At 47.6% G+C, this 13,337-nt stretch carries 14 protein-coding genes; 6 read left to right on the top strand and 8 right to left on the bottom strand.

What is annotated here, in order from left to right:
- Positions 1-50: 50 nt before the first annotated feature.
- A complete protein-coding gene (locus ACI39P_RS06390; protein WP_439719839.1) occupies positions 51-560 on the top strand; it encodes a folate family ECF transporter S component in 510 nt (169 codons plus the stop codon).
- Between the two features lie 112 nt (positions 561-672).
- Complete coding sequence (gene deoD / locus ACI39P_RS06385; RefSeq protein WP_439719838.1) at positions 673-1,395, top strand: purine-nucleoside phosphorylase; 723 nt, start codon at positions 673-675, stop codon at positions 1,393-1,395.
- Positions 1,396-1,499: 104 nt separating this feature from the next.
- On the opposite strand, the gene ACI39P_RS06380 is transcribed toward deoD, so the two are convergent.
- Positions 1,500-2,087, bottom strand: a complete 588-nt coding sequence (locus tag ACI39P_RS06380) for a VanZ family protein (protein WP_439719837.1) — start codon at positions 2,085-2,087, stop codon at positions 1,500-1,502.
- A 474-nt stretch (positions 2,088-2,561) separates the two neighbouring features.
- Between ACI39P_RS06380 and ACI39P_RS06375 the strand changes: the two genes are divergently transcribed.
- Together ACI39P_RS06375 and ACI39P_RS06370 are read left to right on the top strand one after the other, a co-directional pair.
- On the top strand, positions 2,562-3,743 hold the full coding sequence (locus ACI39P_RS06375) for a coenzyme F420-0:L-glutamate ligase (RefSeq protein WP_439719836.1): 1,182 nt from the start codon (positions 2,562-2,564) through the stop codon (positions 3,741-3,743).
- A 362-nt stretch (positions 3,744-4,105) separates the two neighbouring features.
- Entirely contained in the window at positions 4,106-5,308 is a 1,203-nt protein-coding gene (locus tag ACI39P_RS06370; RefSeq protein WP_439719835.1) for a class I SAM-dependent methyltransferase, read from the top strand.
- A gap of 101 nt (positions 5,309-5,409) precedes the next feature.
- Here the strand turns inward: ACI39P_RS06370 and ACI39P_RS06365 are convergent, their stop codons facing one another.
- From ACI39P_RS06365 to ACI39P_RS06355, 3 genes are read right to left on the bottom strand one after another with little or no spacing between them, the layout of a single operon-like run.
- Entirely contained in the window at positions 5,410-5,880 is a 471-nt protein-coding gene (locus ACI39P_RS06365) for a methylated-DNA--[protein]-cysteine S-methyltransferase (protein ID WP_439719834.1), read from the bottom strand.
- A 2-nt stretch (positions 5,881-5,882) separates the two neighbouring features.
- Positions 5,883-6,719: a deoxyribonuclease IV gene (locus tag ACI39P_RS06360; RefSeq protein ID WP_439719833.1), complete on the bottom strand. Its 837-nt coding sequence runs from the start codon at positions 6,717-6,719 to the stop codon at positions 5,883-5,885.
- 12 nt (positions 6,720-6,731) lie between these two features.
- Positions 6,732-7,277, bottom strand: a complete 546-nt coding sequence (locus ACI39P_RS06355) for a helix-turn-helix domain-containing protein (protein WP_439719832.1) — start codon at positions 7,275-7,277, stop codon at positions 6,732-6,734.
- A 139-nt stretch (positions 7,278-7,416) separates the two neighbouring features.
- Here ACI39P_RS06355 and ACI39P_RS06350 point away from each other — a divergent pair, with 139 nt between their 5' ends.
- A complete protein-coding gene (locus tag ACI39P_RS06350) occupies positions 7,417-8,556 on the top strand; it encodes an SLC13 family permease (protein ID WP_439719831.1) in 1,140 nt (379 codons plus the stop codon).
- A gap of 525 nt (positions 8,557-9,081) precedes the next feature.
- Here ACI39P_RS06350 and ACI39P_RS06345 read toward each other — a convergent pair.
- The 4 genes from ACI39P_RS06345 to ACI39P_RS06330 form a co-directional block, all read right to left on the bottom strand.
- A complete protein-coding gene (locus tag ACI39P_RS06345) occupies positions 9,082-10,137 on the bottom strand; it encodes an efflux RND transporter permease subunit (protein ID WP_439719863.1) in 1,056 nt (351 codons plus the stop codon).
- Positions 10,137-10,553, bottom strand: coding sequence for a hypothetical protein (locus tag ACI39P_RS06340; RefSeq protein WP_439719830.1), 417 nt, complete (start codon positions 10,551-10,553; stop codon positions 10,137-10,139). Before ACI39P_RS06340 ends, ACI39P_RS06345 begins: the two co-directional genes overlap by 1 nt.
- A gap of 92 nt (positions 10,554-10,645) precedes the next feature.
- Positions 10,646-11,236, bottom strand: coding sequence for a TetR family transcriptional regulator (locus ACI39P_RS06335; RefSeq protein ID WP_439719829.1), 591 nt, complete (start codon positions 11,234-11,236; stop codon positions 10,646-10,648).
- 520 nt (positions 11,237-11,756) lie between these two features.
- On the bottom strand, positions 11,757-12,368 hold the full coding sequence (locus ACI39P_RS06330) for a TetR family transcriptional regulator (protein WP_439719828.1): 612 nt from the start codon (positions 12,366-12,368) through the stop codon (positions 11,757-11,759).
- Positions 12,369-12,494: 126 nt separating this feature from the next.
- On the opposite strand from ACI39P_RS06330, the gene ACI39P_RS06325 reads away from it, so the two are divergent.
- The gene (locus ACI39P_RS06325) at positions 12,495-13,280 is read left to right on the top strand and encodes a hypothetical protein (protein WP_439719827.1); all 786 of its coding nucleotides are present in this window, start codon (positions 12,495-12,497) and stop codon (positions 13,278-13,280) included.
- The last annotated feature ends 57 nt before the right edge of the window (positions 13,281-13,337 follow it).

Genomic DNA, 13,337 nt, shown 5'->3' with positions numbered 1-13,337 from the left:
AAAAGCAAACTCTCCCCCAGCCGCACTCCCCCAAAAAAGGAGGTTTTTTCATGTCTGAAAAACAAATCAGCACCACCCACAAGCTTGTCCTCATGGCCATGTTGGTGGCAGCCCAAATCGTTCTGTCCCGTATCCTTTCCATCAATCTTTGGAATTTAAGGATCGGCTTTTCCTTCGTGCCCATCGTAATGGCAGGGATTCTGCTGGGGCCTGTGGGCGCAGGGCTGACAGGAGCCGTAGCAGATATCATCGGGGCTACCCTGTTCCCCACCGGTGCATTTTTCCCCGGTTTCACCTTCACCGCATTCCTGACTGCCTTTGGCTATGGCTTCTTCCTGCAGAAAAAACAGGATCTGCCCCATATTCTGGCTGCGGTTCTGTTTTCCGAAATCATCGGGTCTATCCTGCTGAATACCCTTTGGATCTCTATCCTTTACGGTACACCTTTTCTTGCCCTGCTGCCCGCCCGTGTAATGCAGGCCGTAGGGATGGGCATTGTAGAGGTCATTGTCATCCGTCTGCTGGCAAGTTATGTGCCTCAGCTGAAAAAGGTAATCTAATATCCCCGGGGAATGGCGGTGTTTTTTCTTTTCAAATGGGAAAAAAATTGGTATAGTGATAGTATGAAATCTATGGCAATTATTTTTCTTTTTATAAAGGAGGTAACACAATATGGCAACCCCTCATATCAACGCAAAAGACAACGATTTCGCAAAAACTGTTCTGATGCCCGGCGATCCCCTCCGCGCAAAGTTCATTGCAGAGAACTTTTTGGAAAACCCTGTACAGGTAAACAGCGTCCGGGGCATCCTGGGCTATACCGGTACCTATAAAGGCAAACGGGTCTCCGTGATGGCCAGCGGCATGGGCTGTCCTTCCATCGGCATCTACAGCCATGAACTTTTCGCATTCTATGGTGTGGAAAACATCATCCGTGTAGGTTCTGCAGGCGCCATCACAGAAAAACTGAAACTGCGGGATATCGTGGCAGGCATTGGCTCCAATACCACATCCAACTATGCTTCCCAATACCATATGCCCGGCACATTGGCGCCGACTGCGGATTATACCCTGCTTTCCACCGCAGTGGAAGCCGCAAAGGAAATGGGCATCGATATGAAAGTAGGCAATCTGCTCTGCTCCGATGCTTTTTATAACGAAGGCGGCATGGAAGAAACCAGAGAATGGGCAAAAATGGGCACCATGGCCGTTGAAATGGAATCCACAGCCTTATATCTGGAAGCAGCAAGGATGGGCAAACGGGCCTTGGCCATTGTTACCATCTCCGACCATTTGGTAACAGGGGAAGTAACAACAGCGGAAGAACGCCAGAACACCTTTACCCAGATGATGGAAATCGCCCTGGAAACAGCGGTAAAGATGGAAGAAAAATAACAACTTGAAAGAAATGCGGAAATGGCCCATCCTTAGGAAAAAACATTAAGAGAAAACATAAAAAGGGATGCATCCTTAAAATATAAGGATGCATCCCTTTTTTATTAGTAAAATAAATCCCATAAAAATGAGGAGAGAAACCCCTGCCACAGCAAAGCCCCCGCCCAGACCATCGCAACCAGCCCCCAGGGGGAACAGCCCCTTTCGCCGCAGCTCCGCCCCCATTTTTTCCAGATGCACCAGCCCAAGACCGCCCCAAGGGTATTCATGAGCAGATCGTTCAGATCGGTAATGCGGAAGCAAAAAAGCTGGCTGATCTCGATCAGCAGGGAAAAGAGAAAACCGAAGCCTGCCGTTTTCTTCCAGCTGCTGAAGCGTTTCCAAAGGAGGGGGAGCAAAACCCCCAAAGGAAGGAACATCACGATATTCAGCAAAAACTGCAGCGTATTTGCAAAAAAATGATGGAAAGGGATCAGGGTAATGGCAGCATCAAACTGCAGGCCATCGCGCAGGGTGGGCAGCCCCACCACTGCCGCCACACCGCAGAGATAACCAGTGAAAATCAATATGCCAAAGCGGAATTTATCAGAATGCCCCCTATGGGCAGGCAATAAATACCAAACCAACAACAAGGGGAGCACCGCCATTAGATAGCTGCAGATTTCCAGAACCATGGAACGCAGAAAAAACATAGACAGACCTCCTTTCCTTTTAGTGTAATCTCTTTTGTTTAAGATTCCCCTGAGAAAAGTCTTATATTTTTATTAAGAAGGCATGTACAAATGTTTCTGTTATGAAATATATAAGATATTTTTATAGAATAGAATAGCGTTATTATTGACAAATCGGCTGTTTTCTTGGTAAAATGATTGCGTCGGTGATCGAAAGAACTTTCATCACGCTATGACTCAGAATTTTTGCCATCGATCCCCGCACCTGCGGGATTTTTTTATGCAAAAAACGGAAAAAACATTTTATCCGAAGGGAAACTGCTTTGCTTGCAACTGCAGTCAGTAAGGAAAAAATGATTTGCGGAGCAAATGATGAGTAAAGCGCAGCTTTACGAATGGTTTTCGGAAAACAATGAGTCTGGTCACTCGATCGAAGCAGGCAAAAAGCCTGTGAAAATCAATCCATAAATCGAATTTTTCAGGAGGTTTTACACTATGGCAGGAACAATTTCCAGAGGTATCAAAGCACCCATCATCCGTGAAGGCGATGATATCGTGAAAATCGTAGCAGATTCCGTAATGGCAGCAGCAGAACAGGATGGTTTCAAGCTGCAGGAAAGAGACGTTATCTGCGTAACAGAAGCCGTTGTTGCCCGCGCAGACGGCAACTATGCAACCACAGATGACATCGCAGCAGACGTAAAAGCAAAATTGGGCGGTGAAACCATCGGTGTTGTATTCCCCATCCTCAGCAGAAACCGCTTCGCAATCTGCCTGAGAGGTATCGCAAAGGGCGCAAAGAAGGTCGTTCTGATGCTGAGCTATCCTTCCGATGAAGTTGGCAACCACCTGTTTGATATGGACGTACTGGATGACAGCGGCGTAAACCCTTATACAGACGTACTCTCTCTGGAAGAATACCGCAAAATTTTCGGCTACATCAAACACCCCTTCACAGGTGTTGACTATGTAGAATACTACAAAGGCCTGATCGAAGAAGAAGGCGCAGAAGCAGAAATCGTATTCGCAAACCACCCCGAAGCAATCGTAAAATACACAAAGAACGTTCTGTGCTGCGATATCCACAACAGAGAACGCTCCAAACGCCGTATCCTGGCAAAGGGCGGCGAAAAGGTTCTGACACTGGCAGAAATCCTGAACGCACCCGTAAACGGCAGCGGCTACAATGCAGAATATGGCCTGCTGGGCTCCAATAAGGCAACAGAAACAACTGTAAAGCTGTTCCCTAAGAACGCCCAGGAAGTTGCGGAAAATATCCAGAAAGAAATCATCGCTCGTACAGGCGTAAAAGTAGAAGCTATGATTTACGGCGACGGCGCATTCAAAGATCCCGTTGGTCAGATTTGGGAACTGGCTGACCCCGTTGTTGGTGCCGGCTACACAGACGGCCTGATCGGTCTGCCCAACGAATTGAAGCTGAAATATCTGGCAGATAATGACTTTGCAGACCTGAGCGGCGAAGCTCTGGCAAATGCCATCAAAGACGCCATCAAAGCAAAAGAAGCTGACCTGAAAGGCAGCATGGCTTCCGAAGGTACCACACCTCGCCGCCTGACAGACCTGATCGGTTCCCTGTGTGACCTGACCAGCGGCAGCGGCGATAAGGGTACACCTATCGTTCTGGTACAGAATTATTTTAATAACTACGCAATGTGATAAACAAAGAGCTGTGCAAATCCGTGAGGGTTTGAACGATGGGAATGTGCTCACATCGGGCAAGTCCGAGGGATTTATAGAGCGAATGCTCTCAATGAGTAAACTGCACAGCAGTTTACGAATGACGGCACAGCCTAAATCAAAAATGGAAAAATAAAAAGGAGTATCGAAAGATACTCCTTTTTTAGGCTATGTAAAAGGGAAGGCTGGGAACCTTTCTTTTCTTGCGAAAAGGTTCCCAGACCCTCCCAAAACCCGCCTGCGGGCAAAAAGACCTTGAGGCTCTGCCCTCAAGGCACCCGCAAGGGGCTCACCCCTTGACCCGTTTTGCCTGCGGCGCAATCTTAGAAGGAGAAGATAAAATGGCATTACCGATTGCGACATTAAAAAAAGGCGAAGGCCGCATGTTAAAAGCCGGCGGTCTTTGGATATTTGACAACGAGATTGCATCTGTCACCGAGGATGCAATAAACGGCGAGCTGATTCGTGTGGAGGACTTTGACAGCTATCCCATGGGCACAGGCTTTTACAACAACCATTCCAAAATCACCATCCGTATGATGAGCCGGCAGAAGGACACAGTCATTGACGAGGATTTCCTGCGGGCCAGGGTAGAAGCGGCATGGAACTACCGTAAGCGCACGGTGGATACCTCCTCCTGCCGTGTGATTTTCGGCGAAGCAGATTTCCTGCCGGGCTTGGTGGTAGATAAGTTTTCCGATGTACTGGTAGTACAGTCCTTGGCCATGGGCATCGACCGCATGAAAGAAACTATCCTCCGCCTGCTGGTGGAAACACTGGAAAAGGACGGCATTTCCATCCGCGGCATCTATGAAAGAAGCGATGCCAAGGTGCGGAAGCAGGAGGGCATGCTGCCCGTAAAAGGATTTTTGAGCGAGCCCTTTGACACCAAGGTACAGATTGTGGAAAATGGCGTAAAGTACATTGTAGACGTAGAGGATGGGCAGAAAACAGGCTTTTTCCTTGACCAGAAATATAACCGTCTGTCTATCCATAAAATCTGTCAGGGGATGGATGTTTTGGACTGCTTCACCCATACAGGCTCCTTTGCCCTGAATGCGGGTATTGCCGGGGCGAAAAGCGTTTTGGGCATTGATGCCAGCCAGCTGGCAGTGGATCAGGCCACGGAAAATGCCAAGCTGAACGGCTTGCAGGATGTGGTAAAATTCCAGTGCGAGGATGTTTTTGAGCTGCTGCCCCGTCTGGAAGCAGAGGGCAAAAAATTTGACGTTATCATCTTGGACCCTCCTGCCTTTACAAAATCCAGAAATTCCGTAAAGAACGCCGTAAAGGGTTACAGAGAAATCAACCTGCGGGCCATGAAGCTATTGAAGGACGGCGGTTTTCTGGCGACCTGCTCCTGTTCCCATTTTATGACCTATGAATTGTTCACCCAGACCATTGGGCAGGCGGCCAAAAATGTGCATAAGCGGCTGCGGCAGGTGGAATATCGCCATCAGGCACCAGATCACCCGATTCTTTGGGCAGCGGATGAATCTTATTATCTGAAATTCTATATTTTCCAGGTCTGCAATCAGCCTTGAGCCCGGATACAGCAAAACCCCCGTGTATGCCACGGGGGTTCTTTTTTCAACAAATCATTCCGAAATTTCTTTTATTCTGCCGCAATCACGCTTGCTGCCATCTAGCGGGCAGATTTCCTCTGCTCCAACGCCAGCAGCCAGGTCTTGATTTCCACCCCTGCTGCATAGCCCGCCAGCTTGCCATCAGAACCAATGACCCGATGGCAGGGAATCAGAATGGCAATAGGGTTTCGGTGATTGGCCATTCCCACCGCCCGAAAGCCCTTGGGGCTATCCACGGCAATGGCAATATCCCGATAGGTTCTTGTTTCGCCATAGGGAATTTCCCGCAAAGCATCCCAGACTCTTTTCTGGAAAGCCGTCCCTTTGGGGGCAAGGGGCAGGTCGAAGGCTTTTCTTTTCCCAAGGAAAAATTCATCCAATTCCTCTTTGCATGTTTTGATGAGCTCCGTTTCCTCCTCCACTGCGTCTGTGGGGATCTGGTTCCATGTGACACGGGTAATGGCGCCCTCCTCTTCCCCAATGCAAAGCTTCCCTACAGGGGTATTTTCATAGAAAAATATCTTTTCCATCCTCATTCCGCCTTTCTCAGCCCTTTCAGCAAGGCAATCTCTCTGGCATAGCCCTCCGCTTCATTGGGGGTTTCCAGATAAAAGGGCAGATGCAGCAGCTTCGGGTGGTTGATGACATTGGCCGCCCCTGCCAGCCCCAAAGTGCCCTCGCCGATCTTTTCATGCCTGTCCTTATGGCTGCCCATGGGGTTTTTGCTGTCGTTCAAATGAATGGCTTTCAAGCGTTCCAAGCCGATGATTTCATCAAATTCCCGCAAAACACCATCCAAATCATTCAAAATATCATAGCCGCCATCGTATACATGGCAGGTATCCAGACAAACGCCCAGCCGTTCCTTCTGCTCCGTTCTGTCGATGATAGCTCTCAGCTCTTCAAAGCTTCTGCCCACCTCGCTGCCTTTGCCTGCCATAGTCTCCAGCAGAATTGTGGTTTTGCCGCCGGCGGAAAGGATATCGTTCAAAGCATCGGCAATCAGGGGAATGGCGATCTCCGTTCCCTGCTTCACATGGCTGCCGGGGTGAAAATTTAACATCACATCAGGCAGAAGTTCCAATCTCGCCAAATCCTCCTTCATGGTATTTCTGGCAAATTCCCGCAAGTCCTCTTTAGCGGCACAGGGGTTCATGGTATAGGGCGCGTGGGCCACCAGGGTACCGAAGTGATGTTCTGCATGAAAGGCATTATATTTTTCGATATCCGCCAAATCCAACGCCTTCACAGAACCGCCCCTAGGGTTTCTGGTGAAAAACTGGAACACATTCGCCCCCAGCTTGACGGCTTCTTTCCCCATGGCAAGGTAGCCCTTTGATGACGATAGATGACAGCCAATATAGAACATAAATGGTCCTCCTTATCTGATATAGTAAACGATATTTGTAAATTCCGTCATGCTTTTCCCCCGGTTGCGATAGGTGTGGGGCTGGGTACAGTCGAAATGGATGAAATCCCCCTCTTTCAGGAGATATTCCTCTCCGCCGTAAAATAAAATCATTTCTCCCCTTGTCACCAATACATATTCATGGGTATTGACCCCATGGCCTTCGGAAGTAAATTCCCTGCCGGGGTCTAATTCACTGTTAAAAAACTCAAAATCCCGGGCGGGGTTGGCGGTGCTGTAGTGATAGACCCGATAGCCGTCATGGTCTACCAAAGCGCTTTCCTCTTTCCGGATGAGCAGGGGCACTTCCATCTGCTCATCGATGAGCTTCGTATAAGAAACCTGCAGGCCGGAGGCGATTTTCCAGAGGGTATTGATGGTGGGGCTGGATTCACCTTTTTCAATCTGGCTCAGCATCACCTTGCTGACGCCGGAAAGCTCTGCCAGCTTGCCCAGGCTAAGGCCACGCTCCGTCCGCAGACGCTTTAAATTCACTGCTATAATTTCATTCAAATTCATGAGGGTTCCTCCTCTCTTGTTTTCCTATTATAGCATAAATTTCTCAGACGCTTCAAAAAACTTTGTTTTTGCTTGCATCCATGCCGTCGCCGCCGTATAATTGTCAGGACTATAAAACTTCGACAAAAAAGAAAAAGAAATGGAAGAAAAAATGAAAGAAACCATCCTCACATTCCTGAAAAAAGAAACCATCCTCTGCGTTTCCGGGATTCTTGCGGCGGCTTCCGCCTGTATCATCCCGCCGGATGGGCAATATCCCGGCTATCTGGATGCCAAGGTGCTGGTACTGCTTTTCTGCCTGATGGCAGTGATGGCAGCCGTTCAGCAGCTGGGCGTATTCGACCGCTTCGCCTCCCACCTGCTGGCAAGGGCCCATCAGCAGCGGCAGCTTGCCATGACCCTGATTATGCTCTGCTTTTTCTCCGCCATGTTCGTCACCAACGATGTGGCCCTCATCACCTTTGTCCCCTTCACCATTATGCTGTTGGAACGGGCAAACCTAAGAGAAAAAATGATTCCCTATATCGTGATGCAGACCATTGCCGCCAATCTGGGCAGTATGCTGACCCCCGTGGGCAATCCTCAAAATCTGTATCTCTACACCATTTCCGGCATGGAGATACACGATTTTTTTGCAGCGACAACGCCTTATGTGCTGTTTTCCTATTTTCTGCTGTTCCTCTTTTGTCTGGCGCAGGGCTCCAAACCCCTGGCCCCGCCCAAGCCGACGGCAGAGAAACCCTATGATACAAAGGAAAAAGCCTATCTGTTGGTGCTGTCAGTGTTGTTTTTCCTTTGCATTCTGGCAGTGTTCCGCATCATTCCCTATCAGGCTATCCTGCTTGTCATCCTGCTTTGGTTTTTGCTGGTGCAAAGGGGCATTTTAAAACGGGTAGATTACTGCCTGCTGCTGACCTTCGTGTTCTTTTTCGTTCTCATCGGCAACCTGGGGCGTATCCCAGCTATCCGGAATGCTCTGCAATCCCTGATGCTGGGCAGGGAAGTCCTCGTTTCCTTCCTCAGCTGTCAGTTCATCAGCAACGTACCGGCAACAGTGCTTCTTTCCGAATTTACCAACCGCTATGACCTCCTTCTCACCGGGGTAAATATCGGCGGTCTGGGAACGCTCATTGCCTCCATGGCCAGCCTGATTTCCTATAAATATTTTGCTCAGGTGCCCGGTGCCAAAAAGGGACGCTATCTGGCCTATTTTACCCTTATGAATGTCCTTTTTGCCGCAATTTTATTAGGACTCTGCGCCTTTCTGGCATATTGTTAAATGCAAAAATATCCCCCGGCGAAGCCGGGGGTTTTTCCTATGCGGGCGTAGTCCTCTGCTCCTTGCATGATGCGTAAACGCATAATCAACAGCCCGCCAACTGCACACAACCTTTACTTTATACTATAGTATGCTATGTGCGAGAGGATGGAAAAAAGGATACATTATTTCAAACAGAAAGCTGAGGACAATTCCGTTTCCGTGTTTGTCAAAATAAATATTGTAAGAAAGAACTCCCTTTGATGGAATACAGTCATAGGGTTCTTTCCAGTGGAATCGTCTGAAAAACCTGCGTTTGTCTTATTTTCTTTCAATGTTTCACAGATCTCAGGTGTAGTTTTATCATAATGAATGACGAGCATCAGGTTTTTCCATTCCTTTGCCAGGGCAAGAACCGTTTCTGAAAGATCTTCCGATTCACAGAAAAGAAAAACCGTATGATTGGGATACTTCTGCAAAAAAGAAGTTGCAACTGCTTCTATGTTGATGTGTAAAAGGTCATTCACAAGGATCCCCCTCTTATACCTAGGCAGGCTCTTCCTCAATATGAAATACTACTGCATAAATAGAAGGCAGAACCAGTAAAGTTAGAACTGTTGCCACCAGCAGGCCGCCGCTCATGGCTACCGCCATAGGCCCCCAGAACGCATTGAGGATCAGGGGCAGAAGGCCAAGGATCGTCGTTGCCGCCGTTGCCAGAATAGGACGGAAACGTTCCACAGCAGAATCAATGATGGCATCCCGCATGGATTCGCCTGCTTTGATATGTTCATCGATCTGCTCAATGATAACGACACTATTACGGATAACGATGCCAAACAGCGCCAGTGTACCCAGTTTCGCAACAAAACCAAAGGAGCATCCAAAGAGCAACAAGCCCGCGTTTACCCCGATGATGCAAAGGGGTGCCGTCATAATGGCAATCGCCAGTTTCTTTACATTCTGCATCTGCAGCATCAGCAGCACCAGAATAATGAGTACCACCACTGGCATAACTTCCATAACTTCTGCCATACCCTTGTTGCTGCGTTCCAGAGAGCCACCGATGTCGATGCTGTAGCCAAAGGGAAGGCCTTCCCGCATTTCTTCCAGCTCTGCATAGATATCCTTCGCCACATCATCACCACTGGCACCATCCACCACTTCTGCCTGTACGGTAATGGTAGGTTTCAGATTTCTGCGACCGATCATACCTTCTTCCGCTTCATAATGGATGGTCGCTATCTGTTCCAGAGGGACATATTCCCCATTCGCCAGAGGAATCTGCAGCCCTTCGATATTGGAAAGTTCTGTATTCCCGTAGTTTTCCGCTTTCAGCACGATATCGATGCTTTTATCATCCTCGCGGAACTGAGAAACCGTCTGCCCGGAGATCTGGGAAGCCAGAATACCGGAGATCTGCTGACTGGTCACACCCAGGATACGGGCTTTATTCTGGTCGATATCAATTTTCATGGTCTTCGTTTTTTCATACCAGTCAAAGTTTACGTTATATGTATCAGGATTCTGCAGAACGACCTGGCGGACGTCATCGGCAATGGCTTTCACCTGATCGATGTCATCCCCGGAGATGCGCAGCATCACAGGATATGCACTGGGAGGGCCATTCTGAATGGTCTTGATATGGCTTCTGACATTTTCAAAGTTACCTCATCGCCGACTTCCACATAACATTTTTCCACCTTGCCTGCCACCTGAAATGCCAGTTGGTTTTCATACTGAGAGCAGACCTCGCCGGGATAAATGCTGTCAGATACACCGCCATTTTCTCCAATGACCATAGACTGCACCAATGGCGGCAAAATTTCAGGTTGATTCATATCCACGATCTTCTTCGCAATCAGTTTACCGCCGCCAATCACCAGTACCAGGCAGACAACGACGGTACCGATCAAACGGCTCTTCCCTTCCTTACCCTGATGCATGGCAGAATCTACATTTTGTTTCACTGCATCCTGAACCATTTTTTGTCTCTTTTTCAGCGGTTCAAAATTCATAACTTTCCCTCCCATTATTTAATCAAACGTTTGTTTCATATATAGTAAAAAGAAAAGCCTCCGGAGTTTTCGAAAACCTCCGGGGCCGTTCCTTATTCTTTTCCAATGCCCCTGAAGTAATTTTTCAGGGTATTTTCCAGATAGCCCTTCCCGTCCGTTTGCAGGAATGCATCACTGAAGGGACGCATCAGGCTGTAGAAATCGATCATGCTGACGATATTGATAGCCGCAATAGTTTCATCCACATCTTCGCGGATATCGCCGTCCCTTTTCCCTTCCTGAATCCATTTGCGCAGAAAGCCATTCAGATGACTAATGTATTCCTTCATTGTCTGGTCATCCTCGTTGGTGGGATTGACAATCTCACTCTGCACGATGCGGATCAGATAGGTACTTTTCCTGTCTATTTCGATCAGGCGTTCCGCCAGTGCCCAGATTTTTTCCTTACCCGATTTGGGTTCTGCATCAACATGAGCAATCATTTTTTTCACATCATCAAATAATGTAGACAAAATATGAGAATATAGACCTTCCTTGCCGCCAAAGTAATAGGAAATCATGGCAATATTTACATTCGCCGCTTCCGCCAGCATACGGATAGAGACCCCCGCATAACCCTTCATGGCAAATAAGGGAATGGCTGCATCTAAAATTCGCTCCTGTACAGATGAATCATGCTTCATAAAATCACCTCTTTAAACGTTCGTTTAAATTATATCTTCATACAGATATATTTGTCAAGATACTTTAAATCATAGAGCGGCTTTTGCCTATAAACTATCCATATTAAATTTGAATTGTTCAATTTTAGCTTCCTACTTATAGTAAAAATTTTTCTTCCTTCCTCTTAGAAAAATTTCGATGTATCAGATCACGGCAAATTAAAGTCATTCATCCTCGCTAGATACTCTCTTGATTGTTTTTTCTTTAGGATAGTTGCGTACGACCTCATAATCCTTTTACTCTAGGTAAACTGTTTGTGCAAACGAGGTGATAAAGGAGGCTGTAGGCTTTTGAACTTTTTATGATATCTCGTTTGATTGCCCGGTTTTCTGCTCTTACTTTGTTACCTTTTTCAAACACAACGGTATCAGTCGGTCGTATTAGATGAACTAGATTGTTTTCTCTGTGCCATTCTTTAAAGCTACAGGGTCTGGCTCTTTTGGTTACAAAGAAAAAAGTAACAGAATTTCATATGGACACTCATACATCGAAATGTATGAATCTGAAGAGCCGCTCTGTATCTGCGCTGTGCTCAGAGAGGGCTGATTCGAATCCTCCAATGAGAGCTCTGCGAACGCTGTGTATGTTCTCGAGGGGAGGAAACAATTTCTCCCGGTGATACCATCCGGCCAGGTAGGTAAGAACACCGCTGACAAGAAACGAGAGCAGACAGTAAGCCTCTTCATTGTTCAGGTCGATGCCGAGATGATCCATGATGACGGGGATGAATCGCTCCATAACTTTAGATGCAAAGGCTGGATCACCTGTGGGGCCCAAAAGCATTGATAATTTATCTATGTTACGCCTATAATAATCAATGATGGTCTCCAGAGGAGAATCCGGATCTTGTTCCTGATTTTGATAATCCAGCAGCTGACCCAGTTCTTCCAAAAGGGCATCCTCAGCTTTTGCGAGAAGATCGTACATATCGAGATAGTGACTGTAGAAGGTGCTGCGGTTGACTCCGGCACGCTGCGTCAGTTCGCGCACGGTTATCTGCGCAATGGCTTTCTGCGCATAGAGCTGCCAGAAGGCCTCCGTAATGTATTTATTTGTATGCGTTTTTCTTTTGTTTTTGTATTCCGATGACATAAAACATTACCTCTCTTAAATCGACAGAATTGCCCTGATTGTCTGTTGATGATGCGTGGGTCTTGTAGTACTTTAATTATACAACAAAGTGTCGGAATAAGGAAATGGTTTAACTGGAGGTGCGAAATGGACGAATTGAAAATAAAAGTCACCATTGACGGAGAAAACTATACCTTACAGCAATTGGAACGGTATCAATATCAGCGGACGCTTCACGTGCTTCACGAGATGAAGGCGCTGGGGGCGGTGATCAAAGACGGGGATCGAGAACTTTCTCATGAGGATCTGAACTGGCTGGAGCCGGAAGATGCGGAACGGATCTGCCTGGATCTGCGGGATTCCATGAGCGAAGAGGAAATGCTGAAGCTGTTCGAAGGGCCGGAACTGGATGCGGAGCGTCGGTGGAAGGAATACAACGTTGATTATGATCCAGCCCAAGTACATGTAGGTGTAACGGAAGTATCCGTACAAGGAGCGACGATTCAGGAGACGATGGCGATCATCGGCGGAGCGACCAATCAGCGGCAGGCGAGAGAAGCATTCCCGGAGCATTATATCGTAATTGGAGATATCAAAACCGGACAAAGGGGAATGGAAGCCTTCGGCATGTTCGGAGAGCCGGTTTATGTAACCGGGATCGCTACTGAGCATCCGGAGGAGTTTCCCATTGAACCGGATGAATGCTATCCTGTGAAGGTTGCAGGGGAGATGGTATTAAAGAGGGATGGAACGCCGATCCATGTGGGCGCCTATCACATGTTCAGACCGACGCCGAATGGATTCGATGTAAAGTCTTCCTTTTTCTGCCCGGGGAAAGCACCTGCAGGTGTGGCAGACGGTCACAAGCTGCACTTCGCCATTGAGATCGTTAATTCGGTAAAAATCGCATATAAGAATCGAAACAGGGAGTAAGCGTTTATACAGACCTCGTCAGAAAGACTGGAAAAGATAATACGAGAGAGGCAAAGA

It is taken from the genome of Anaerotignum sp., from assembly GCF_051877975.1.
Lineage (GTDB): Bacteria > Bacillota > Clostridia > Lachnospirales > Anaerotignaceae > Anaerotignum_A.
Note: the sequence above shows the minus strand (reverse complement) of the source record. Positions and strands in the feature narration are given on the sequence as shown.